Origin of the sequence: Pseudomonas sp. R3-18-08 (assembly GCF_003852065.1) — a bacterium.
Classification (GTDB): Bacteria; Pseudomonadota; Gammaproteobacteria; order Pseudomonadales; family Pseudomonadaceae; genus Aquipseudomonas.
Genome location: NZ_CP027729.1, coordinates 1,598,004 through 1,621,516, shown reverse-complemented (window position 1 = coordinate 1,621,516; position 23,513 = coordinate 1,598,004). Strand labels below are relative to the sequence as shown.

The 23,513-nt window shown below is 61.2% G+C and carries 24 protein-coding genes; 12 read left to right on the top strand and 12 right to left on the bottom strand.

Annotated elements, in window-relative coordinates:
• The first annotated feature begins 16 nt into the window (after window positions 1-16).
• From C4J92_RS07415 to C4J92_RS07405, 3 genes are all read left to right on the top strand, one after another.
• Window positions 17-391, top strand: a complete 375-nt coding sequence (locus C4J92_RS07415; protein WP_003210675.1) for a YajD family HNH nuclease — start codon at window positions 17-19, stop codon at window positions 389-391.
• A 167-nt stretch (window positions 392-558) separates the two neighbouring features.
• Entirely contained in the window at window positions 559-1,026 is a 468-nt protein-coding gene (locus C4J92_RS07410) for an RNA methyltransferase (protein ID WP_053136646.1), read from the top strand.
• A 67-nt stretch (window positions 1,027-1,093) separates the two neighbouring features.
• Window positions 1,094-1,444, top strand: coding sequence for a DUF2892 domain-containing protein (locus C4J92_RS07405; protein WP_124403399.1), 351 nt, complete (start codon window positions 1,094-1,096; stop codon window positions 1,442-1,444).
• Window positions 1,445-1,587: 143 nt separating this feature from the next.
• Here C4J92_RS07405 and C4J92_RS07400 read toward each other — a convergent pair whose 3' ends face one another.
• Together C4J92_RS07400 and C4J92_RS07395 are read right to left on the bottom strand one after the other, a co-directional pair.
• Window positions 1,588-2,808, bottom strand: coding sequence for a hypothetical protein (locus C4J92_RS07400; RefSeq protein WP_124403398.1), 1,221 nt, complete (start codon window positions 2,806-2,808; stop codon window positions 1,588-1,590).
• 13 nt (window positions 2,809-2,821) lie between these two features.
• The gene (locus C4J92_RS07395; protein WP_003172524.1) at window positions 2,822-3,271 is read right to left on the bottom strand and encodes a YcgN family cysteine cluster protein; all 450 of its coding nucleotides are present in this window, start codon (window positions 3,269-3,271) and stop codon (window positions 2,822-2,824) included.
• Between the two features lie 153 nt (window positions 3,272-3,424).
• On the opposite strand from C4J92_RS07395, the gene C4J92_RS07390 reads away from it, so the two are divergent.
• Window positions 3,425-4,009 carry a nitroreductase family protein gene (locus tag C4J92_RS07390; RefSeq protein WP_124403397.1) on the top strand — a complete coding sequence of 195 codons (585 nt, stop codon included), beginning with the start codon at window positions 3,425-3,427 and terminating at the stop codon, window positions 4,007-4,009.
• Window positions 4,010-4,132: 123 nt separating this feature from the next.
• On the opposite strand, the gene C4J92_RS07385 is transcribed toward C4J92_RS07390, so the two are convergent.
• From C4J92_RS07385 to C4J92_RS07370, 4 genes are all read right to left on the bottom strand, one after another.
• Window positions 4,133-5,065 (bottom strand): D-2-hydroxyacid dehydrogenase, encoded by a 933-nt coding sequence (locus tag C4J92_RS07385; protein WP_124403396.1) that lies wholly within the window; start codon window positions 5,063-5,065, stop codon window positions 4,133-4,135.
• A gap of 108 nt (window positions 5,066-5,173) precedes the next feature.
• Window positions 5,174-5,467: a YcgL domain-containing protein gene (locus C4J92_RS07380; RefSeq protein ID WP_124361763.1), complete on the bottom strand. Its 294-nt coding sequence runs from the start codon at window positions 5,465-5,467 to the stop codon at window positions 5,174-5,176.
• On the bottom strand, window positions 5,464-6,597 hold the full coding sequence (gene rnd, locus C4J92_RS07375; protein WP_124403395.1) for a ribonuclease D: 1,134 nt from the start codon (window positions 6,595-6,597) through the stop codon (window positions 5,464-5,466). The genes C4J92_RS07380 and rnd overlap by 4 nt, the downstream gene beginning before the upstream one ends.
• A gap of 122 nt (window positions 6,598-6,719) precedes the next feature.
• On the bottom strand, window positions 6,720-7,319 hold the full coding sequence (locus C4J92_RS07370; protein ID WP_124361761.1) for a class I SAM-dependent methyltransferase: 600 nt from the start codon (window positions 7,317-7,319) through the stop codon (window positions 6,720-6,722).
• 207 nt (window positions 7,320-7,526) lie between these two features.
• On the opposite strand from C4J92_RS07370, the gene C4J92_RS07365 reads away from it, so the two are divergent.
• Together C4J92_RS07365 and C4J92_RS07360 are read left to right on the top strand one after the other, a co-directional pair.
• Window positions 7,527-8,300: a transporter substrate-binding domain-containing protein gene (locus C4J92_RS07365; protein WP_124403394.1), complete on the top strand. Its 774-nt coding sequence runs from the start codon at window positions 7,527-7,529 to the stop codon at window positions 8,298-8,300.
• Window positions 8,301-8,371: 71 nt separating this feature from the next.
• Window positions 8,372-9,211 carry a cache domain-containing protein gene (locus C4J92_RS07360; protein ID WP_124403393.1) on the top strand — a complete coding sequence of 280 codons (840 nt, stop codon included), beginning with the start codon at window positions 8,372-8,374 and terminating at the stop codon, window positions 9,209-9,211.
• A 667-nt stretch (window positions 9,212-9,878) separates the two neighbouring features.
• On the opposite strand, the gene C4J92_RS07350 is transcribed toward C4J92_RS07360, so the two are convergent.
• The 3 genes from C4J92_RS07350 to pobA all read right to left on the bottom strand — a co-directional run bounded on the left by C4J92_RS07350 (window position 9,879) and on the right by pobA (window position 14,159).
• On the bottom strand, window positions 9,879-11,180 hold the full coding sequence (locus C4J92_RS07350; protein WP_124404373.1) for an IS4 family transposase: 1,302 nt from the start codon (window positions 11,178-11,180) through the stop codon (window positions 9,879-9,881).
• 213 nt (window positions 11,181-11,393) lie between these two features.
• On the bottom strand, window positions 11,394-12,908 hold the full coding sequence (locus C4J92_RS07345; RefSeq protein WP_124403392.1) for an MDR family MFS transporter: 1,515 nt from the start codon (window positions 12,906-12,908) through the stop codon (window positions 11,394-11,396).
• Between the two features lie 66 nt (window positions 12,909-12,974).
• On the bottom strand, window positions 12,975-14,159 hold the full coding sequence (gene pobA / locus C4J92_RS07340) for a 4-hydroxybenzoate 3-monooxygenase (RefSeq protein WP_177413197.1): 1,185 nt from the start codon (window positions 14,157-14,159) through the stop codon (window positions 12,975-12,977).
• Between the two features lie 187 nt (window positions 14,160-14,346).
• Between pobA and C4J92_RS07335 the strand changes: the two genes are divergently transcribed.
• Window positions 14,347-15,225, top strand: a complete 879-nt coding sequence (locus tag C4J92_RS07335; RefSeq protein ID WP_124361755.1) for a helix-turn-helix domain-containing protein — start codon at window positions 14,347-14,349, stop codon at window positions 15,223-15,225.
• 28 nt (window positions 15,226-15,253) lie between these two features.
• Here C4J92_RS07335 and C4J92_RS26940 read toward each other — a convergent pair whose 3' ends face one another.
• Both C4J92_RS26940 and C4J92_RS07330 read right to left on the bottom strand, forming a co-directional pair.
• On the bottom strand, window positions 15,254-15,430 hold the full coding sequence (locus tag C4J92_RS26940; RefSeq protein ID WP_164484515.1) for a hypothetical protein: 177 nt from the start codon (window positions 15,428-15,430) through the stop codon (window positions 15,254-15,256).
• Window positions 15,431-15,528: 98 nt separating this feature from the next.
• Window positions 15,529-16,434, bottom strand: coding sequence for a LysR family transcriptional regulator (locus C4J92_RS07330; RefSeq protein ID WP_124370005.1), 906 nt, complete (start codon window positions 16,432-16,434; stop codon window positions 15,529-15,531).
• Between the two features lie 105 nt (window positions 16,435-16,539).
• Here C4J92_RS07330 and C4J92_RS07325 point away from each other — a divergent pair, with 105 nt between their 5' ends.
• The 5 genes from C4J92_RS07325 (at window position 16,540) to C4J92_RS07305 (ending at window position 22,061) form a co-directional block, all read left to right on the top strand.
• Window positions 16,540-17,406: an MBL fold metallo-hydrolase gene (locus C4J92_RS07325; RefSeq protein WP_124403390.1), complete on the top strand. Its 867-nt coding sequence runs from the start codon at window positions 16,540-16,542 to the stop codon at window positions 17,404-17,406.
• A 34-nt stretch (window positions 17,407-17,440) separates the two neighbouring features.
• The gene (locus C4J92_RS07320) at window positions 17,441-18,055 is read left to right on the top strand and encodes an NAD(P)-dependent oxidoreductase (protein ID WP_124403389.1); all 615 of its coding nucleotides are present in this window, start codon (window positions 17,441-17,443) and stop codon (window positions 18,053-18,055) included.
• Between the two features lie 241 nt (window positions 18,056-18,296).
• Window positions 18,297-19,703, top strand: coding sequence for a saccharopine dehydrogenase NADP-binding domain-containing protein (locus C4J92_RS07315; RefSeq protein WP_124403388.1), 1,407 nt, complete (start codon window positions 18,297-18,299; stop codon window positions 19,701-19,703).
• Between the two features lie 90 nt (window positions 19,704-19,793).
• Window positions 19,794-20,981 carry a cyanate transporter gene (locus tag C4J92_RS07310; RefSeq protein ID WP_124403387.1) on the top strand — a complete coding sequence of 396 codons (1,188 nt, stop codon included), beginning with the start codon at window positions 19,794-19,796 and terminating at the stop codon, window positions 20,979-20,981.
• A 138-nt stretch (window positions 20,982-21,119) separates the two neighbouring features.
• Window positions 21,120-22,061, top strand: a complete 942-nt coding sequence (locus tag C4J92_RS07305; protein WP_124403386.1) for a LysR family transcriptional regulator — start codon at window positions 21,120-21,122, stop codon at window positions 22,059-22,061.
• 81 nt (window positions 22,062-22,142) lie between these two features.
• On the opposite strand, the gene C4J92_RS07300 is transcribed toward C4J92_RS07305, so the two are convergent.
• Entirely contained in the window at window positions 22,143-23,066 is a 924-nt protein-coding gene (locus C4J92_RS07300) for a LysR substrate-binding domain-containing protein (protein ID WP_124361748.1), read from the bottom strand.
• Window positions 23,067-23,513: the final 447 nt, after the last annotated feature.

Below are 23,513 nucleotides of genomic sequence, written 5' to 3'. Positions count from 1 at the left end.
ATAGCCAGGAGCCATGATGAGCTCGACCAATCCGCCCTCCCACACCGCCAAGCTGGACCGCATCCTCGCCGACGCCCAGCGCGACCGGGAAATGGGCTACCGCGACAAAGCCCTGAAAATGTACCCCCACGTGTGCGGCCGCTGCGCCCGAGAATTCGCCGGCAAGCGCCTGAGCGAACTGACCGTGCACCACCGCAACCACAATCATGACGACAACCCCCAGGACGGCTCCAACTGGGAATTGCTCTGCCTGTACTGCCACGACAACGAGCATTCGCGCTATACCGACCAGCAGTATTTCGGCGAAGGCTCCACCAGCAGCCCGACGATTGCCAAGGCCACGCACAACCCGTTTGCGGCGTTGGCGGGGTTGATGAAGAAGGACGACTGAGGATTTTGTTGGCTGTTCCGGCCTCATCGGGAGCAAGCCCCCTCCCACATTATGATTTGTGAATACAGTCAAATGTGGGAGGGGGCTTGCTCCCGATAGCGATCGCCCCAGCACCACGATGCCCCAAAGCCGTATAATCGCGGTTTTTCTCCAAGGCACCCTTCCCCGTGGGCAATAAACGCTACAGCTGCATCGGTCTGTACAACCCCAAATCCCCTGAAAACGTCGGCTCGGTGATGCGCGCCGCCGGCTGCTACGGTGTGGCTTCGGTGTTCTATACCGGCGTGCGTTACGAGCGCGCGCGGGACTTCATCACCGACACCAAGAAGGTTCACCACGACATTCCGCTGATCGGCATCGATGACCTGAAGAAGATCCTGCCCCTGGGCTGCATCCCGGTCGCCGTGGAACTGGTGGAAGGCGCCCGCCCGCTGCCCGAATACACCCACCCCGACCGCGCGCTGTATATCTTCGGCCCGGAAGACGGTTCGCTGGATAAAGACATTCGCGACTGGTGCGAAGACGTGGTCTACATCCCGACCACCGGCTGCATGAACCTTGCCGCCACCGTCAACGTGGTGCTCTACGACCGCCTGGCCAAGGGCAACAACACCCGCTCGGGCCCCAAGTACTGAAATATCGGGAACATCCAGCCCTCGAGAACAGTCAGCTACTTACACTTGCCTTTGTAGGAGACAGACCATGAGCGACAGCAAAACCCTGCGACCTTTCATCGAACATCAGCAGCCTGAAGCCCCGCGTACACAGAACGTGCATGGCTGGGAGCGCATCGGCTCGGTGGCCGGTGGCGTGATGATGGTAGGCAAAGGCCTGCGCCGTGGCGGGCTCTTCGGGCTGATCCAGGTAGCGATTGGTGGCGTGGCGCTGGCTCGGGGTTTCACCGGGCACAGTTCGCTCAAGGACAAGCTGGAGCAAGGCCGCCAGGAAATGAACAGCGTACGCACGAAGATCGAGCGCGCTGGCGCGGAGCTGCAGAACTTGAAGACCAAGGCTGAAGTGGCGGCTGACAAAGCCACGAAAACCGTGGGGTGACCCAGGTCTTCGGCCTATAGAGATTCAAATGTGGGAGGGGGCTTGCTCCCGATAGCAGGGTGTCAGTCACCGCATACAGTGACTGGACCACCGCTATCGGGGGCAAGCCCCCTCCCACATTTTGCTATGTACAGGGCTTGGGCTCAGCGTAGTAATTTGGAATCCAGTACAACCGATGACTCGCCGATGATGCGCTCAGCCAGTTGCACAAACTCTTTTGTGGTAACGCTACCGGCCCGCATTACCGCCTGCGCCAGGTCATCGAGCGACCGTTTGTTATGGGTTTTCACGCGGATCTCTCGGTCCAGTTCCTGCAACACCACCACGGCACGTGACACCGTCGCGCCGCTGACATGTTCGCCCCGCAGGCGCGTCACGTCCTTGCCCTCTTTCGCCAGGCGCGCCTGTATCGCTTGATACCGTTCATCGGTGATGCCCCCGGCGCGGCGTACCAGTTCAATGGCGTAATAGCCGGCCAGGCCTTCGCTGATCCAGTCACTGCTGTCGTGGTCATTGAAGCGGGCGATGGCCTGCACCACTTCGCGGATCAACGGGCTGCTGCCGTCTTCGCTGACCAGCGGCGTGCGGCTGTTGAGGTAGATCGAGTCACGCGCCGAAACTGCGCCACGGCGCATCGGATCGCTGGCGCCCACCACCAGCAATTTGGCCGGGTGGCGCGGGAACGCGGCTTCCACCTGCGGCCACACGAAGGTCAGCAGCGTCAGCACATCCATACGCCGCATGCCCTGGCCCTTGGGCGAGGTCACGGTGACCTCGGTTTCCCCCAGGCGCATGCGGCGGCTGCCCAGGTTACCGGCGAGCATCCAGCCGGTGGGGCGGTCGAACAGGCGGGATACGTTGTCGATGCGGAACCGGTTCTTGCCGATACGCGGCCAGGCGGTCTCGACGCTTTTCCAGCCTGGCGGCAGCTCGAACATCAGCCGCGCGACCAACTCCACCCCGTCCTGCTGGTCCAGCCGTGCGGCGGGCACCAGGTCATCGCCACGAAACAGCGCCCAGCCTGGCGTCATCCGCGTTTCATAGCTGCCCGGCTTGCGCGCGTGGGTGAGGCGTACGCGGTAGGTCAGGCCGGCCTTGTCGGCGCCGGGTTGCCAATGACCACGATGGCCGGTGACTTTCCATTGCCCATCGGCCTTGAAGTCGCTGTAGTCGCCGTCCTGGCCCAGGTCAAAATCCAGACTGCGCACGGCGGAACCCTGGGACAGGCTCACGCGCACTTCGGCCTGATCGCTCTGGGGCATGAGTTTGACGTGGTAATCCAGGTCGACTTTCTTCGCGCACCACGCCGGCATGCTCAGCGCCAGCAACAGCGCAGAGGTCGCCAGCTTGAATCCCACCCTCATACACATTCCTCGTTCAACCTGCGCGGAAGATCAGGTAATCCTCCCAGTCGTCCTCTGGCACGCTGCCTTCGCTGAGCATGCGCCCGGACTGGGAAATGCGTTCGTGGTGCACGGCGTCGCGGTCGCCGCAGACCAGGTGGTGCCACAGTGGCAAATCCTTGCGCTCGCTGACCAGCCGATAGCCGCAGGTGGGTGGCAGCCATTTGAACTGGTCGGCCTGGCCGGGTGTGAGCTGGATGCAGTCGGGCACCGACGCGCGACGATTGGGATAGTCGGTGCACTGGCAGGTTTTCAGGTCGAGCAGTTTGCAGGCGATGCGCGTGTAATAGACGCTGTTGTCGTCTTCATCCTCAAGCTTTTGCAGACAGCACAGGCCACAGCCGTCGCACAACGACTCCCATTCCTCCTGGTCGAGGTGTTCGAGGGTTTTGCGTATCCAGAAAGGTTCGACTTTGGCGGCCATGGCTCTGCATCAGTATCGGTAGGTGAAAAGGCCGCCAGTCTAGTGCCCAAGCCCCCTGGGGCCAAGCGCTGTCGACTGACGGTGTAACAACACTTGTCAGTCTAGTAGCGGCGCAGTAGTTTTGAGCGCCGAATCGACGATCAGGAACTGCTCATGACCCGTGTTGCCGACTACCCGATCCACCCCCAATTCATCGACCGCTGGTCGCCGCGCGCCTTTACCGGCGAGAGCATTCCCCAGGAAACCCTGCTGAGCTTCTTCGAAGCGGCGCGCTGGGCCCCTTCGGCGTACAACTCGCAGCCATGGCGTTTTCTTTATGCCCGTCGTGACACGCCGGATTGGCAGCGTTTCCTGGGCCTGCTCAATGAATTCAACCAGGGCTGGGCGCAGCATGCATCGGCGCTGGTGATCATCGCCTCGAAAACCGACTTCATCGCCCCCGGCGCCAAGGAAGAAACCCCGGCCTTGTGGCACACCTTCGACACGGGCGCCGCCTGGGGTCACCTGGCCCTGCAAGCCAGCCTGAGCGGCTGGCACACCCACGGCATGGCCGGCTTCGATCAGGAGCTGACCCGCAAAGAGCTGAAGATTCCAGAAGGGTATGCACTGCATGCCGCCGTGGCCATCGGCAAGCTGGGGGATAAGTCGACCCTGCCGGAGTACCTGCAAGGGCGTGAGGCGCCGAGCCCGCGCAAGCCGCTGAGCGAGCTTGTTTCGGAGGGTGATTTCAGTCTCTGAATCGTACGCAAACCTAATGTGGGAGGGGGCTTGCCCCCGATGGCGGAGTGTCAGCCGGCTAATGTACTGACCGGCCCACCGCTATCGGGGGCAAGCCCCCTCCCACATTTGTACTGCTGTGGTTCAGTAACCGCGCTCGAAACTCACCTCGCCGCGCAGCTCTTGCTTGGCTTGATAGGCACGCACGTTCTGCACGAACAGCTCCACCATCATCGACGGCGAAGTCGGCGCCGAGCTGTGCCCGGTCAACAATAAGCCCCACGCCGTCCAGAACGGGTGGCGCTGCGGCAGCGGTTCCTGGCGGCACACGTCGATCACCGCACCGGCCAGGTGCCCTTCTTTCAGGGCTTCGACCAGATCGGAATCGACTACCGCCACGCCGCGCCCGACGTTGATAAACAGCCCGGTCGGCTTGAATTGCTTGAACAGGGCCGCGTCGTACAGGTCATGGGTTTCGGGGGTGTTGGGCAGCAGGTTGATCACATAATCCACCTCGCCCACCAGCCGGCTCAACTGATCGAGCCCGGCGACTTCAATAAATGGCGCCTGCTCGCGGGCCTGGCTGGCGATGCCATACAGCTTGACGCCGAACGGCAGCAGGAACTGCGCCACGCTCTGGCCAATATCGCCGGTTCCGACGACCAGCACCTTGCGTCCCGCCAGGCTCTGGCCCAAGCGGTTGTCCCACTTGCGCTCGACCTGGCTGACCAGCCGCGCCAGCACTTCACGTTCGTGGCCGAGCATGTAAGTGAGGACGAATTCGGCCATGACCTGGCCAAAGATACCGACCGCACGGGTCAGGCGATAATCACGCGGCAGGCCTTCAGCCAGCAGCGGCGTGATGCCGGCCCAGGTCGATTGCAGCCATTGCGGGTGATGCCCCTGGCGCAACAGCGTTGCCAGCAGGTCCGGCTGGCCCAGCCACACCGGGCAATCGGCAGCCAGGCGCGAGAGTTCGGCCGAGTCGCCGCTGGTCAGCACCTCGAGGTCGGGCGCGGCTTCGCGAAGCAATTGGGCGTAGAGCGGGTGATCCTGTTCAGCAATCAGAACACGCATGGTTCAAACCTTTCAAAAACAGTGCAGACGGCCGCCCGCATCCTTACGGCCAGCGCCAACTCAATACGATTGCGTTGAAGAATGTGCCCGGCACCGGGCACCCACCGATCACATCGGGTCGTTGCGTCGCAGCAGCTCTTCGGGCAAGTGTTCGATGTACTCGTCCTCGGCCGGCGGCATTTGCAGGTGGTAGCCCTGCTTGTCGAGGTTTTCCAGGACCACGACAATGTCTTCGCGCGACAGCTTGCGCTGCGGTGTCAACACCATGTCGAACGCGTGATGCGGCTTGCCGAAGGCCACCATCAACGGCTCCGGCACCCGCTCCAGAGCGTCACTTTTGAGTACGTAAAGGTACATGCCGTCTTTTTTCAAGCTGCGATAAATGGAGCAGATACGTTTCAAGGCTGTTCTCCGGCAGTGGCCAGGCTGTCGAGCAGCGCCTGGCCCATCAACTCGCGGCGCCAGCCACGCAGCGAGTCTGGCAATTGGTAAGGCCCATCGGGGTAGCCACTTTTAACCAGGGCTTCGAGGGTTTTCTTGCGCAGCATCAGCTCCGGGGCCATGTCCAGGCGTTCAGCTTCAGCCTGGCCCAGGGCGCGCAGTTGCTTGATCAGCGCCGCGGCGTCGACCGGCAGCGGTTCAGGCACGGCAGGCGGCCATTGGTCCATGGGCACGCTGCCCGCACGCTTGATCAGGTCGAGCAGGAACTGGCCGTCCTGACGCACGGTGCGCGGGTGCATGTCTTCGATCTTGCCCAGGGCGGCGAGGTTATCCGGCTGGGTTTTGGCCAGGGGCCATAACGAGTGTTCACGGATGATGCGGTTGCGCGGCAGGTCACGGGCACGGGCCTGCTGTTCGCGCCAGGCGCACAGTTCACGCAGTACGGCGAGTTGGGCGCGCGACAGCTTCCACGCCAGCTTGGCGTCGCGGTACACCTCGTACGGGTCAACTTCGCGACGCAGGTTGGCCACCAGTTCGGCACCGTCTTCCAGCACCCAGGCGTACTTGTCATCCGACAGACGCGGGCGCAGGCGGATATACACCTCGGCCAGGTGCACGGCGTCTTCGGCGGCGTAGCTCACCTGGGTGTCGGACAATGGCCGCTGCAGCCAGTCCGAGCGCGTCTCGCCCTTGGGCAGGTCGATATCGAGCACCGCTTGCACCAGGCGCGAGTAACCCATGGAGAAACCCAGGTTCAGGTAAGCCGCAGCCAATTGGGTGTCGAACAACGGCGCCGGCAGGCTGCCGGTCAGGCGCAACAGCACTTCCAGGTCTTCGCTGCAGGCGTGTACCACCTTGATCACGCCTGGGTCTTCCAGCAAGGCGGCCAAGGGTTGCCAGTTGTCGATGGTCAGCGGATCGATCAGGTAAGCGCGCACGCCATCACCGATCTGGATCAGCCCGGCAATGGGATAGAAGGTGTCGACCCGCATGAATTCGGTGTCGAGGGCGACGAATGGCAACTGCTGCCATTCGGCGCAATGCTGGCCGAGGCTATCGTTGTCGCAGATCCAGTGAATATCGATGGCCACACGGCTCTCCCTTGAAGAATGGCGCGCAGTATATATCGCGAAAGGGGCTTGCGAGCATCCGCAGTGCACAGGCAACCATGAAAACTCAGACAGGAGATGACGAATAATCCGACAGGCGGGAGTTATCCCCTCTTACGCAGGACGTAGACACACCAGAGCTTGGAGCCCGGCAGGAACTCCCGATGATTCAAAACCTTGAAGCCCGCCTGGCGGAACTCCTCCTCAACCGGCGTACGCGCGTCCACGGACACAATCACGGTATCGCGACTGACCCGGTGAAATTCGCGCAGCAACACCAGGCGCACCTCGGTGCTGGGCACATGGCGAAACAACTCCAGGCAGAAGATGCAATCCACCGCATTCGCTGAGAGGCCGATGGAAAACGCCGAACCGGGGAATGTCTTGACGCGTTTGAGCAGCGCCGCCGGATGGTGGGTGCGGGCATGGTCGAGCATTTGCTGGGAATTGTCCGACGCCAGGATCACCCGATTGACATGCTCGCCCAGCACCGGCCAGAACCGCCCGGAGCCGCAGGCCAGGTCCAGGATCAACCCCGGCTCCCCGGCGACCTTCAACGCATGGCGTACCAACCGCGCATCGCGCCATGCGGCCAGGCGCTGCAACAGCCCGGGCGGACGAGTATCACCGCAGACCCTGGCATGTTCACGGTCATGGCGCTCGGTGAATTCGGTCTCGATGGAGGATGGAGGCTGTGACGACATCGCGGGCTCATGTGGCTATAACGGAAGTAGAACGACCTTGGTCCGCAGCTTAACCACTGCAACGTGAAAAAAAGGTCGAAAGCCCTCCGGGCCTTCCGTTGATGATTCGGGACGCCATTGCCATTGGGCTAAACCGCCGGCGCAGCTTGTTCCCCTGCCCCGCGCTGTCAATAATGACCACCCGACCTGCCCCAAGGATTCGACCGCATGAAAGCACCTCTAGCCCTGTGTGTACTGGCGAGCATGGCAACCACCGCCCTGGCCGATACCCGCCCGTCACGCCTCGACGAAGTCATCGAGCGTGGCACGCTGACGGTGTGCACCACCGGCGACTACATGCCCTACACCTCGCTGCGTGCCGATGGCCGCTATCAAGGCATTGATATCGCCATGGCTGAATCCCTGGCCAAGAGCCTCAACGCGACGATCACCTGGGTGCCCACCACCTGGAAAACCCTGATGCCGGATTTTCTGGCGCAACGCTGCGACATTGCCGTGGGCGGTATTTCGGTGTCGTTGGAGCGCCAGAAAAAAGCCTTCTTCAGCCAGCCGCTGGGCGTCGACGGCAAGATCCCGCTGGTGCGCTGCGCCGACGTGCAGCGCTACCAGAGCGTCGAACAGATCAACCAGCCCCAGGTGCGGGTGATCGAGCCGGCGGGTGGCACCAACGAAGTGTTTGCCCGCACCCACCTGGCCCAGGCGCAGATACGCCTGCACGACAACGTGACGATTTTTGACGAACTGCTGGCGGGCAAGGCCGACGTGATGATCACCGACGCCAGCGAAGCGCGGTACCAGCAAAAGCAAAAACCGGGACTGTGCGCGGTCAACCCCGAGCGGCAGATGCAGTACAGCCAGAAAGCCTTCCTGCTGCCGCGCGATGACGTGGCCTGGAAAAGCTACGTCGACCAATGGTTGCACCTGAGCGTGGCGACCGGGGTGTATGACGGCATCGTCAGTCAGTGGCTGGCGGCGCCTTGATCAGCTTGCGCCACGATTCCCTCGCCGACCGTCTACGCTCTTGTCATTCCAATAAAATCGAGGGACGGTAAATGAACACACTGCTGCGATTCACCTGGCTATTGCTGTTGTGCTGTAGCCAGGTGCACGCCGCCACGGCCCAGGATGCGGAGGCCCAGGCGGCCAAGGCGCTGCTGGAAAAAGCCCTGGCGTATTACCAGAGCAACGGTGACAAGGCATTGGCCGCTTTCAGCCGCCAAGGTGAGTTCATCGACCAGGACCGCTACGTATTCGTGGTCGATACCAAAGGCGTGCTGCTGGCCAGTGGCGGCCCCTCTTCGGCCCTGATCGGTCGAGACGTGTCCGAGGTACTTGGGCCTGATCTGCAGGCTTCGTTCAAGCAAGCTATCAGCGCGCCCGAAGGCCAGGGTATCCAGCAGGCCGATTATCGCTGGCAGAACTGGAATGACGGCAAGGTCGAGCACAAGCACGTGTTTTACCAGCGAGTGGGCGAGCGCATCCTGGCGGTCGGCTATTACCTGCCACGGGCTACGCCGGAACAGGCACGGGCGCTGCGCAACAAAGCGGTGAACGCGCTGGTGAAGGATGAAGCGGGGACGCTCAAGGCGATCAACTCATTGCAGGGTGGTTTCCTGCAGGACGATCTCTACGTGTTCGTGGTGGACCTGGATACGCGGCGCTATGTGGCCCATGGCACCAACCTGCGCTTGATCAATACGGATTTTGCCAAGGTCAAGGACCCGGATGGGAAGCCTGTGGGTGAGCCGATTCTTCAACTGATGACTGAGCAGGATCAGGGGGAGTACAAATATCGGTGGAAGAATCCGGTGACGGGGAAGGTTGAGAATAAGCATGCTTATGTGCGTAAGGCGGGGCATTTTATGGTGGCGGTGGGGTATTACAGTCCCTGATGGGGGTGGGGTTGACTGAGTACATATCCGTTATTTAGGTAACGGCGGCTTAGGGTTCCGCCCTTACGGCGGGTCACTTTGGAAAAGCCCCAAAGTAACCAAAGGGCTCTTGCCCCACCACTCGGCACCTCGCCCAGGCTCGGTGTGCCCGTAATCCGACAGTGATTTGGGGGGCCGCCGCCACGCGCCATCCATGGCGCGGGGCGGCTAAACCGGCGTCCTGCCGGTTTACCCCCCAAATCCCTATCGAATTCCGGCCAGCGTGGTTTAACGGGGCGCTTAAGATCAAAAGCAAAAGCAAAAGCAAAAGCAAAGCGAGGCGGCCTTAAAGCCGACCTGATTATTGAAGCGTGCGCGGTGTCGCTTCTACTTCCTTAGACGCTGACGAAGTCAGCAATCTTTTGATCTGGCTCTTGCTCTTGCTTTGGATCTTGATCTCAGTCGCCCCGTTAACCACGCTGGCCGAACGCAGGCTTGAATCCGTGGGTAACCCGGCAGGACGCCGGGTTAGCCGCCCTGCGCCATGGATGGCGCATGGCGGCGGCCCACGGATTCAAGCCTGCGTTCGGGCACACCGAGCCTAAGCGAGGTGCCGAGTGGTGGGGCGAGGACCTTTTGGTTACTTTTGGGTCCTTCCAAAAGTGACCCGCTGTAAGAGCCAGCCCTTTCAAGGTCTTTTGATTTTAGCGGCTTTGAGCACCCGATCCGTCGACACATGGGCATTCGCGGCTTTGCCTTCCAGCCATTCCTTGGGTTTAGGCACCTTCGGCCCCCGTTTGCTCTTGACGACCGCTTTGGGCTGGATATTTCGAGCAAGGGCAAGCAGGTATTGAGCCAGCCCCGCTGCGGGGATAGGGATGGATAAATATTCTGGCAAGGCTATTTGCATCCCCTCGTAACCGCTGCGTACCTGCACCGTCAGGTGAAAAATCGATGCTTCCCAGTCGTCGGGCAGAGTTTGGCGATGAGCTTGTTCGACGCTGCGTTTGAGCACGGCCAGAACGTTGTAAGCCAACACGGCCGATGCAAATCCCAACAGGGCTGCCTTAGGATTGCCCAAGGTTTCGATTTCACTGTCCAACACCGCTTCCAGGCGCTGGAACATCCCTTCGATGCTCCAGCGACGGCGGTACAAATCGGCGATTTGCTCAGCACTGATAGAGTCGGGCAAGTTGCTCCAGAACAGCAGCGTAGCGTCGCCGGATTCGGTGGGGTTTTGCAGGTTCAGTTCGACTCGCCGCCACTGTCGTCCACCTTTTACTTCGATGATTTGCTCGCGCACGCTGCCTGCCGCGACCGCAACAGGCAGCTGCCAGTCGCTTTCCTTAAGCAGGCGTGGATGTTTGCTCTGTTCGCGAATGATGAACGAGGCCCCGGTATCTTCGCAGGCCTGCATGACCGGGAGCGTGCAGTAGAGTCGATCAGCCATCCACAGTTGCCCCGCGCTGGCCTTTTCCAGCAACGGCAGCACGCTGACGCGTTCGCTGGCATAGGCATCTTCACAAGGCTGAAGATCAACGACCTGGTCCAGATCGGGGTCGTAAACCACAACGGAAAAACCAGGCCGGGCGGCGCCTCGTTCACGGCGCAAAGCGCCCAGACGCTTTTCGCTGGAAGGCAGGTGGTTACCGTCAACGACCCGTAGTTGCCAACCAGGCAAAATGGCTGTGTGCCCCAGTTCTTTTATCGTCGGTGCCAAACGCTCTGCGCTACCGGTGACCAGGGCGCGCAGTAGCGCAGGCTCTGTACGACTGACCTTGTCATACAGCGCCGCCAAGCTGACAGGAAGATCTTCCATCTGTCGCGCGGCGGCATGCAGCGAAGGTCGCAAACCCAATGAAACAAGGGACATCAGTTCAACGATGGTTGAAAACAAAAGCTCTCGTGGGTACTGCCGCTGACGGTGCTCTTCGAACACCTGGTCGACCCATTCAGCAGGAACAGCCTGCTCCAATATCACTCTGGTCATGACACTGGCCGGTGCTTTTTTCTCAAACCGCGCTAGAACCTCTGCCCACATCGCTTTCGTCACCCTGATCGGAGTTTTGCGGGATTTTATCAAAGACCTTGAAAGGGCTGGCTGTAAGAGCGGAACCATAAGCCGCCGTTACCTAAATAACGGATATGTACTCAGTCACCCCCAACGACCTGGTCGGCCCAGAGGCCGCCACGCCCCAAGCCATCAGCGCTTATCCCCAAGCCCCCGCAACACCCGATCCGGCATCACCACTGCCGCCACCAACCCCAACAACGACACCCCCGCACTCACCATCAACAAATGCCGAAACGTCACCGCCAACTCCCCTCGCAACGCATCCCGCGCCGCCCCGGGCGCAGCGTTAAGCCCATCAAGCAGCACATTCCCAGAGCCCCCCTCGCCCACCAACGCACCACTGGCCAAATGAACAAAACTCCCATCCTGCAACAACGCCAACAGCAACGCCGACATACACGCCACCCCCACCGCCCCACCCAGGGAGCGGAACAGGTTGGTCGTACTGGTCGCCACGCCAATATCACGCTGCTCCACCGAATTCTGCGTCCCCACCAACGAAGTCGGAAACTGCATCCCCGCAGCAATCCCGCACAACAGCATGAACAATGACGTCAGCCCGACTGCCTCAGGCGCACTGTAGGCCATGCCGAAAATCGCCAGGGGACTCAACACCGCGCCACTGAGGATCATCGGTTTATAGCGGCCCGTCACCGACGTCATGCGCCCGGCGAAATAGGCGCCCATCGGCAACCCCATCGCCAGGGGCAGCAGGTGCAGGGCCGCGCTGTCGGCACCGGCGCCGGTCACGGTCTGGTAACGCAGCGGCATCAGCACGGTCAGGGAAATCGCCTGGAAGCTGGTGATGAAAATCGTGCACCAGCACAACACCGCGCTGCGGTTGACGAACAGGTGCATGGGCAACAACGGCTCCGGCGCGCGGCGTTCATGCCATACGAACACGCTCAACGCCAACAGCGCACAGGCCAGCAGCCCGAGCACTTGATCGTCACGCCAGGCATGGCCCTGGCCGATTTGCGTGATACCAAGCAACAAAGCGGTCAAGCCGATGATCATCAGCACGGTGCCGAAGTAATCGATGATCGGTTTGCGTTGTGGCACCGGCAACCCCACCAGGGTGCGATGGGCCACGTACCAGGCGACTGCGCCCAACGGCAGGTTGATCAGGAACACCCAACGCCAGGACAGGTATTGGGTCATATAACCGCCCAACACCGGCCCGGCGACGCTGGCCACGGCATACATGCTGCTGAAGTAGCCCTGGTAACGCCCGCGCTCGCGGGGTGGGATGATGTCGCCGATGATCGCCTGGCTTACCGAGACCATCCCGCCGGCACCGATGCCCTGGAGAACCCGCGCCAACACCAACTGCTCCATGCTTTGCGCCAAGCCACAGAACAGCGAGGCGCCGGTGAACAGCCCCATGCCGATCAACATCATCGGCCGCCGTCCATACAGGTCGCCGAGTTTGCCGTAGATCGGCACCGCCACCGTCATCGCCACCATGTAGCCGGAGATCACCCAGGCCAGCAGGTTGACGTCATGAAATTGCGCGGAAATGGCCGGCATCGACACGGCGACGATGGTCTGGTCCAGCGCACCGAGAAAGATCGCCAGCATCAGCGCGGCGAGGATGCTGCGCACGGCGGGAACGGTTGGAGCGGGCTGATTGAGAGGGGTCACGGCAGAACCTTCGAGCAGGGCCCGCAGGCAAAGGCAGCCAGCGGGAATGCCGAATACGATAGCAGGCTATTCGATAGCTTCGTAAGGAAGCCCGACGTAATTTTCCGCGATGGTCTTGCGCCCCGCCTCGGAGTTAATGAAGTAATCCAGCTCGCTCTCGGCAATGCGCTGGCTGAAGCCGTCCGCCTCGGGAAATTGATGCAGCATCGAGGTCATCCACCAGGAAAACCGTTCGGCCTTCCACACCCGCCGCAGGCAGATGGCGGAGTACCGCTCGAGCAACTCCACGCGCCCTTCGCGATAGACCTTGAGCAAGATCCGAAACAAGGTGTTCACATCACTGGCCGCCAGGTTCAAGCCCTTGGCGCCGGTGGGCGGCACGATGTGCGCGGCATCGCCGAGCAGGAACAGGCGCCCGTACTGCATCGGCTCCACCACAAAGCTGCGCAGCGGTGCGATGCTTTTTTCAAGGGACGGCCCGGTGACCAATCGTTCAGCCAGGTCGCCGGGCAGGCGGGTTTTCAGCTCATCCCAGAAGCGCTGGTCCGACCAGTCGGCCAAGGGCTCCTGCGCGGGCACCTGCAAGTAGTAACGGCTGCGGGTCGGCGAACGCATGCTGCACAGCGCAAAGCCACGGGGATGCTTGGCGTACACCAGCTCCGGGTGCACCGGCGGCGTATCGGCAAGCATGCCCAGCCAGCCGAACGGATAGACGCGCTCGAACACCTGCAGCGCCTCGGGCGGAATCGACTGACGGGCCACGCCGTGAAAGCCGTCACAACCGGCGATGTAATCGCACTCCAGGCGAAAGGCCTGGCCCTGATGCTCGAAGGTCAGCCAGGGGCGTTCAGTTTTCAGGTCATGGGGGCGTACGTTCGAGGCTTCATACAATGTCGTGGCGCCGGCTGCTGCACGGGCGGCCATGAGGTCGCGGGTGACTTCGGTCTGGCCGTAGATCATCACCGACTGGCCGCCGGTCAGGGTCTTGAGGTCGATGTGCGTGAGTCGGCCATCGCGCGCCACGGCGAAACCGTCATGCACCAGGCCCTCGGCGTCCATACGTCGGCCGACACCGGCCTCGCGCAGCAGGTCGACCATGCCTTGCTCCAGCACCCCGGCGCGGATGCGGCCTTGCACGTAATCGGCGGTTTGGCGCTCTAGGATCAGGGTCTGGATGCCAGCATTGTGCAGCAACTGGCCGAGCAACAGTCCGGAAGGACCGGCGCCAATAATGGCGACTTGGGTTTTCAGCGTTTTCATTATTCTTATGGCCTGTAGGCTTCACCCGAACCGAACGAGTGAAAGAGTTGTCAGTGGACGTGTGGCTGACATTTTTCACTTGAGCGAGCAGCATAAGAAGGTGAAAACTGTTTCAAAGCCTGCGCTTTTTGCCAATCGGGGCGATTACCGACCACTTCCTGAGTATCGGATTGAAACCATGACCAACACCGCGATTCCGGTCTTCAAGCTTTACGGGGAAAGCCAACAGTGGCCGACCCCCGATTTGTTGCACTGCGAAACCATTTCCCGGCGCAGTCGGGAATACCAGTGGGAAATCCAACCCCACCGGCACGCGGATCTCTGCCAGCTGCTGTACGTGCACAAAGGCCAGGCACACCTGGAAATCGAAGGCCAGCGCACCACGCTCAACGAAGCGAGCCTGCAGGTACTGCCGCCGCTGTGTGTGCACGGTTTTCGTTTTTCCGAAGATGTCGAAGGTTACGTGGTGACCCTGTCGGCGCCCCTGGTCAGCCACTTGCAGGCGCAACTGGGCAGCACGGTCGATGGCCTGCACGCCCTGGGCAACTACCCGGCGGGCAAGGACAGTGATTACCTCAACAACCTGTTCACCCGTTTGCAGGACGAATACGCCGACGATCAACCGGCACGCGACATGATGATGCACGCCCTGGTCAGCGTGCTGCTGGTGTGGGTCAGCCGCCAGGCAATCCAGCGCCGCCACCCCAGGGTGCCACGCAGCCGTGAATATTTCCGACGCTTCACCCAGTTGGTCGAACAGCATTACCGCGAACACCCCAAGATTGAAGACCTGGCCCACAAGTTGGGCATCTCGGTCTCACACTTGAATGGGACGTGTCGGGAGTTGGGCGGGCAGCCAGCCTTGCAGATCATGCATGACCGCCAATTGCTGGAGGCCAAGCGCCTGCTGACGTACACCAGCATGACGATCAATGAAATGTCGGAAGTGCTGGGGTTTTCCGACCCGACCAACTTCTCACGCTTGTTCCGCCGCAGGGTCGGATTCTCACCGAAAGCGTTTCGCGAGCAGCTGAAGGCCGATAGCCCACAGCATTAAACATCGGCGGCTTGCAGCGTGTCCGGCATCAACGCAAGGCACTGAAACTGCCGCTGCGGGGCACACACATATCCTGATGGCAACTGATCGCAAAGGTAGGCTGCATGCGCGTCTGTTCCACGCGATACGCGGCCGTCCCGTACAGCGCGGTAGCCAATGCGCACAGGCTGAAAATCATCAGGTACTTTCTGGTTTTAATACTCATGACACACCTCTGAACAGATCTATACGGTGCTGTTTAAAGCATAGGTCAGTCCGGGCAAGTTGCCATGATTGCAGGCCATTCAGCCCGTTTATGTCGCCTCAGAGACCGACATCCCAAGCAGGCGCCTCGGGAAACCGCAACACCAGAAAATCCAGCAGGCTGCGCAACGCCGAGGGCATGTGCTTGCGCGAGGCGTACACCGCATAGATATTCATCTGCCGTGGCTCGGCTCCCGGCAGCAAGCGCACCAGTTCACCGCTGCGGATCAGGTCGCCGGCCTGATAGCTGGGGAGCATCGCCACCCCTGCCCCAGCCAGCGTGACACGCAATAACGTACTGGCCTCGTTGGCGGTGATATTGCCGTGTACGGGCACCGACACATGCTCGCCGTTTTCCTCGAAATGCCACAGGTTCTTGCCGAAGTAGGAGTGGGTCAGGCAGTTGTGCCGGGCCAGGTCTTCGACTTTCTGCGGCGCCGGATGCACCTGCAGATAAGCCGGGGTGGCGCACACCACCGAGCGGCACACGGTCAGGCGCCGGGCGATCAGGTTCGGGTCCAGGTCGTTGCTGGTGCGAATCGCCAGGTCGATGCGCTCATCCACCAGGTTCACCGTGCGATCCAGCATCTGCAGATCGACCGTCACCAACGGGTAGCGTTTGACGTACTCGGCAATGGCCGCGCCCAACTGCGCCTGGCCGAACGAGGTGCTGACACTCAGGCGCAGCAGGCCCCGCGGGGTCTCATCGGGCTCGCTGACGGCGGCCTGCATATCAGCGCACAGTTCCAGCAATTGCCGACAACGCGGCAGGGTTTCACTGCCGGCGGCCGTGAGGCTGAGCTTGCGCGTGGTGCGGTGCAGCAGGCGCGCGCCGACCCAATCTTCCAGTTCGGCCAGATAGCGCGAGACCACTGGGCGCGACAGGTCCAGATGATCGGCGGCGGCAGATTGACTGCCCAGGTCCACCACGCTGACAAACACGCGCATTGCTTGAAGACGATCCATGATTTGCCCGATTTCAGAAACAAACTATGTCCCAGCATCGCATTTTTTGTGATGTTTTATGCAACTAAGCTCTGTGCACCCCTTACCGATGGCAGGAGCTGCCCGATGTTCTCGACCTTCAAACGCTTAACTCTGGCGACAGCCGCCCTGGCCTTCAGCGCCCACGCACTGGCGGCAGAGTTGAAACTCGAGGTGTACAACCCCGGCGAAGCCGCGATTTTCCCGGTCAGCTCGGTGCTGGTCAGCGGTGCCAAGGACGCGATCCTGGTGGACGCACAATTCGGCAAGAGCCAGGCCGAGCAACTGGTGCAGAACATCCGCGCCAGCGGCAAACACCTGACCACCATCTACATCAGCCACGGCGACCCGGACTACTACTTCGGCCTCGACACCCTCACCGCCGCATTCCCCGAGGCGAAAGTGCTTGCGCCCCAACCGGTGGTCGACCATATCAACGCCACCGTCGCCGCCAAGCTGGCGTTCTGGGGCCCGAAAATGGGCGCCGACAAACCGGCCAAGACCGTCGTGCCACAGGTGCTCGAAGGCCACAGCCTGACGCTGGAGGGACAGCAGTTGGAAGTCATCGGCCTGGACGGCCCGCAGCCGGATCGCAGTTTTGTGTGGATTCCGTCGATCAAGGCCGTGGTCGGCGGCGTGGTGGTCGCGCAAAACATTCACCTGTGGATGGCTGACACCCAGACCCCGCAGTCCCACAAGGATTGGCTGGCCACCTTGCAACGTATTGCAGACTTGAAGCCGACCACCGTGATTCCGGGCCATTACCTGGGCACTCCATCACCGGCCTCGGTCACGTTCACCGCCGGCTACATCAAGGCCTTCGACAGCGAAACCGCCAAGGCCAAGGATTCCGCCGCCCTGATCGCGGCGATGAAAAAGCGCTACCCGACCCTCGCCGACGAAAGCTCGCTGGAATTGAGCGCCAAAGTCGCCAAGGGCGAAATGAAGTGGTAATTGGTTTTAAACCCTGACCTGACTGGAGAACGTCATGAGCAAGATCGCAATCATTGGTGCCACCGGCCGTGCCGGTAGCCAACTGCTGGAAGAAGCGCTGCGCCGTGGGCATACCGTCACCGCCATCGCGCGCAATACCGACACCCTGGCCGCACGCCCTGGCGTCACGGCCAAACGCGTTGATGCCCTGGACGCCGATGCCCTGCAACAGGCCGTGAGCGGCAGCGATGTGGTGATCAGTGCGGCGCACTTCGCCACCTTGCCTGCCAGCGCCGTGATCGGCCCGGTCAAGAAGGCCGGGGTCAAACGCCTGTTGGTGGTAGGTGGCGCCGGTTCGCTGCTGCTGCCGGACGGCAGCCGGGTGATCGACAGCCCGGGCTTCCCGGCTGAATACAAAACTGAAGCCAGTGCGGGGGCTGAGTTCCTGGAAGCGCTGCGTCAGGAAAAGGAGTTGGATTGGACCTTCCTGTCGCCGTCGGCCCTGTTCGATGGAACCGAGCGCACCGGTAAATTCCGCCTGGGCCAGGATGAGCTGCTGGTCAACACCGATGGGACAAGCTCGATCAGTTTCGCCGACTACGCCATTGCCATGCTCGATGAAGTGGAAGCCCCCAAACACTCGCGCAAACGCTTCACCGTTGGCTACTGACACCCGCCAATTAAGCAAAAGTAGTCCACTGTAGGAGCGAGGCGGGCGCCTCGCTCCTACAGTGGCATTAGGGCAAGCCACCTCCCGCATGTGTGCAGCCAATCCATCAGCGGCTGTGGATGCAGGAGACCATTTTGAGCTGTGGATCACTTCAACCACCCTGTTAATTCTGCCAGTAGACGCCTGGGTACAACGCCGTAATATTCAAGCCATGCACCGTGTTGATGCACAAGGAGGCTGCATGGCTAAGTTATCGATATTTTCCGGCAATCTCGTGGTGATTGGCTTTGGCTCAATCGCCAAAGCCACGTTGCCGCTGTTGCTACAACAAGAAACGCTGATCCTGCGCACCATCACTGTGATTGCGCCCGTGCTTGAGCAAACTTCATGGTTTGAAGCCAACAACATCATCTTTATCCAAGCGCACCTGGACGAAGACAACTACGAAGCCTTGCTTGACCGATATGTCGACCGCGGCGACTTCCTGCTCAATTTATCCGTGGACGTCAGCTCCATCGCCCTGATGACTTACGCCGCCCATGCAGGCGCGCTGTACCTCGACACCTGTATCGAACCCTGGGCTGGCGGTTATATCGACCCGGCACTGTCCAGCGCCCAACGCACCAACTACGCCTTGCGCCAGCAAATGCTCACGCTGCGCAACAGGCTCGGCAAGGGGCCTACGGCGGTGGTCGCCCATGGCGCCAACCCGGGCTTGATTTCACACTTGCTCAAGGCCGGCCTGATGCGGTTGGCTGACGAGTTGAAGCACCCGGCGCCCCTCGCTGACGGCCAAGTGCAGTGGGCGCGCCTGGCGATGCAGATGGGGGTCAAGGTGGTGCATATCGCCGAGCACGATACGCAACGCTCCACCCAGCCCAGACAAGCTGGAGAGTTCATCAATACCTGGTCGGTCGACGGTTTTATCAGCGAGGCCGGGCAGCCAGCAGAGTTGGCGTGGGGCACCCATGAACGACACTGGCGCAAAGACGCACGACGCCATCGTACCGGGGCGAAAAACGCGATCTATCTGGATCACCCCAGCGCCACCGTGCCCGTCAGAACCTGGACACCCGTGGCGGGCAGCTGCCTGGGCCTGCTGATTACCCACCATGAAACCTGCTCATTGGCCGATTACCTGACGCTACGCGAACACGACGAGGTGATTTATCGCCCCACGCTGCACTATGCCTACCGCTGCTGCGACGACGCACTGTTGTCGATCAACGAGTTGATCGGTAACGACTGGGCGCCTCCGCGCAGCAAACGGGTGATGGGGAGTGAAGTTGCCGACGGCGGGATCGATGCGCTCGGGGTATTGCTCATGGGACATGCCTTGAATGCCTATTGGTTTGGCTCGATGCTGTCGGTTGACCAGGCGCGGGTTCTAGTGCCGTTCAATACGGCCACCAGCCTGCAGGTCGCCGCAGGGGTGTTCGCAGGAATGGTCTGGGCGGTGCGCAATCCTGACCGGGGTATCGTCGAGGCCGAGGATATGGACCATACGCTTATCCTCGACACGGCCGCCCCCTACCTCGGGCTTGTGGTTGCGCAGCGAACCGACTGGCGGCCGACCCATACGAGCGCACAGGACAAACGCGACGACATTCAATACCCGTGGCAATTTGCGCAATTCGCTGGGGCATAAAGCATTTTTTCAATAGCTCCAACGACTTTCTCATTTGCCTGCCCTCGCCCACCATGGCCTGATGCGCCCTGGTTCATTCAAGGCAGGCCGATGGAAAACGTTCAGGCAAAACCCACCACCGCCGTGTGGCTGATGATCAGTGTGGTGCTGGTCGCCCTCAACCTGCGCCCGTCGATGGCGGCCGTGGGGCCTTTGTTGTCGTCGATTCGCGCTGAGGTGCCGCTGAATTTCAGCAGCGCGGCCTTGCTGACCATGTTGCCGGTGATGGGCATGGGCCTGGCGATGTTCTTTGGCATGGGCCTGGCCAGGCGCTTTGGCGAACACCGCAGCATCGTGGTGTCGCTGCTGGTGATCGGCGTGGCGACAGTGTCGCGGCTGTGGCTGGATTCAGCGCTGGAGCTGATTGTCAGCGCCATTGCTGCAGGCATCGGGATCGCGCTGATCCAGGCGTTGATGCCGGCGCTTATCAAGTCGCGCTTCAACGCTGACGTTTCGTTGTTCATGGGCCTGTATGTCACCGCGATCATGGGCGGCGCGGCACTGGCCGCCTCGTTTGCGCCCTTTGTGCAAGTGCACACCGGCAGCTGGCGCATGGGTCTTGCGATATGGGCGGGGCTGGCGCTGTTGGGGCTGGTGTTCTGGTACGCCCAGCGCTCGGCGTTGCCGCCCTTGCCTCAGGTCGACAGCGGCCCGCAGGCGTCGTTTTTCGGCAATCGCCGGGCCTGGCTGCTGGCGCTGTTTTTCGGCCTTGGCACGGCGTGCTACACCTGTGTGCTGGCGTGGCTGGCGCCGTATTACGTCGAGCAAGGCTGGAGCGAACAGCAGGCCGGTTTGCTGCTGGGTTTGCTGACCGCCATGGAGGTCGTCTCCGGCCTGGCGACCCCCGCCATCGCCAATCGCCGCCAGGATAAACGCGGCGTGGTCGCGGTCTTGCTGGTGCTGATCATCATCGGCTTCTGCGGCCTGATCCTCAGCCCGCAGCACCTGAGCCTGGTGTGGCCGTGCCTGCTCGGCCTGGGGATCGGCGGCCTGTTTCCGATGAGCCTGATCCTGTCCCTCGACCACCTCGACAACCCGCGCCGTGCCGGTGGCCTGACCGCGTTCGTGCAGGGCGTCGGCTACCTGATCGCCGGCCTCTCGCCGCTGATCGCCGGGATGATCCGCGACCAATTGGGCAGCTTCGAATGGGCCTGGTGGTCATTGGCGGCCGTGGTGGTGGTGATGCTGCTGATGGTCACTCGCTTCAATCCCGCACATTACGCGCGACATATCCGCTGAGGTCGTGTTGTAAACACTTTTTGTCCCACCCAAAACATAGAAGAGTCCTACAGAGCTTTCTATTGGTACGAGCGTTCCGTTAACATTTTGCGCAGTCTTGTACTGAGTTCGGTACAAAGGGTTTTACGGACGGAACCGATGCTAAACAGTAACTTGCTCAGAAAGCTCGATATGCAGGACTTGATGGTGTTTATCGCTGTCTACGACCAGAGCAGCGTTACCGACGTGTCCGAAACGCTGTTCGTCAGCCAATCCACCGTGAGCTACAGCCTGAAGAAACTGCGCACCAGTTTCGAAGACGAGCTGTTTATCAACACCCGCGCGGGCATGCGTCCGACGTACAAGGCCACCACGATGTACGGCCATGTGCAGAAAATCCTCGAAAGCATCAACCTGTGCCATGCCGGTGGCCAGGCCTTCGACCCGACCCGCGAGGCCGTGACCTTCAATGTGTGCGCCCCGGAATACTTCGAACAGCTGATCCTGCCGCGCCTGCTGAAAAACTTCGACCGCGCCGACCTGCCGGTGATCGTCAACGTGCGCAAGCTGGAAGCCGAGATTCCCGCCGACGACTTGCGCGAAGGCCGCCTCGACCTGGTGATCTGCTTCGGCCCGAATTTTCACCGTGCCCATAAAGACTTCAAGACCCAAATGCTGCTCGAAGATGACCTGGTATGCGTCTTCGATAAACGCGCGGCGCCCCGGGAACCGGCATTCGGCCTGCAGGCCTTCGTCGAGCGGCGCCACGTGTTTCCCACGCCCTGGACGTCCGACACCAACATGATCGACGGCTGGCTGGCGCGCCAGGCCCACAAACGCCAGGTGATCGCGCGGGCCAACAGCTACAGCGCGGCGTTGAAGATGATCAGCGGCACCGACTTCATCGTGACCCTGCCCCGCCGCGTGCAAAAGCTGCTGGCGTCGACTGCGGCGTACGGGTTTTGCGAAGCGCCGAATGGTCTGCCGGGCTTCACCCTGGATATGCAGTGGAATGAAACCAGCGAACAGGACAACGCCAATACCTGGTTTCGCGAGCAAGTGGTGAAGGTGTGTGAGGAGCAGTTGCAAGCGGCAAGTTAAAGCGGCAAGCGATGCCGGGGTGGCTGTCAGCTTGGCGCTGGCAGCTTGTCACTCCCTGCGGCTGCTTTGCGAAACGGTGAATCAGACTTGGACGCCGAGCCCTCGATCACTCATGAACGCCTCCAGCCGCGAGCGCATCCAGCGTTCTGCCGGGTCGGTGTCGACGTGGCTGAGCCAGACCATCGACAAGTCCAGGGTCGGCGTTTCAAATGGAAACGCCTCGCAGAACAGGTTCCCGCCAGCGGCCATGGCCTGGGCCGTGTAGTCCGGCAGGCTGGCGATCATGTCGGTGCCGGCGAGCAGCGCCGGTAGCGAGCTGTATTGCGGCACCGACAGCACCACGTGCCGCTTGCGGCCGATCTCCGCCAGCCATTCATCGGCAAACCCGGCCACGTTGGCGGTGTGGGACACCAGCACATGGGGCCGTGCGCAATATTCGTCGAGGGTCAGCGGTGTGTCGGACGCATCGGCGCGCAACAGGCAAGGCCGGATATGCCGCAACAGTTTACGCTTGGCATTCGCCGGCAGGCCGCGGGTCTGGGTGATGCCGACGGTGATATCGCCGGAGGCCAGCAGGTCGGGAATGCGCCAGTAATCCACATGCTGCACCACGAACACCACCTGCGGCGCCTCCTGACGCAGAGCCCGCAGCAACGGCGGCAGCAGGCCGAATTCAACGTCATCGGACAGGCCGATACGAAAGGTCATGGTGCTGATGGACGGGTCGAAATCATGGGTCAGGCTCAGGGCCGACGACAATGAATCCAGGGCCGGCGACAAGTGCTGGATGATTTCTTCGGCGCGTGCGGTGGGCTCCATGCGGTGGCCGACGCGAATGAACAACGGGTCATTGAACAAAGTGCGCAGACGATTGAGGGCCGAGCTGATGGTCGGCTGGCCGAGAAACAGCTTCTCCGCCACCCGGGTCACGTTGCGCTCGAGCATCAGCGCTTCGAAGACCACCATCAGGTTGATATCGGCCTTGCGTAATTCATTGCGATTCATCGGCGCCCGCCCCTTCCCCAAGACAAGCCGCAGTTTAGAAAGGCAACGGGGCGGCGTCTATGTCGGTCGACGCATCGGGTTTGCACAGTTGGCTCGCGTCGTCCCTGACATCAAGGTTTCAAAGGGAATTCCTGATCCCGCTCTGAAAGCTCAGTCCCATCGTCGGGATGCTTCCAGGTTTGCGGTTTTTCTTCCTCAGGTCGTTGCCGAGGCTGTTCACGCTCCGGCTCATTGTGCTGTTTGTGTTCCTCACCCATAGCCACCTCCCATTCGTAAGCATTGAACCCAGCTTCAAGCGTAGAACAGGACCGACAATTCCGGCGGCTCTTTCGATTGATAGCCAAGACGCATCAATCTATCCAAATTTGTCACTTATCATTTCTAAATGTGTCAGCCACTATCCCAAGTCTTAAGCGAAACAAGCACTTTAAAAAGAACGCTGGAGAC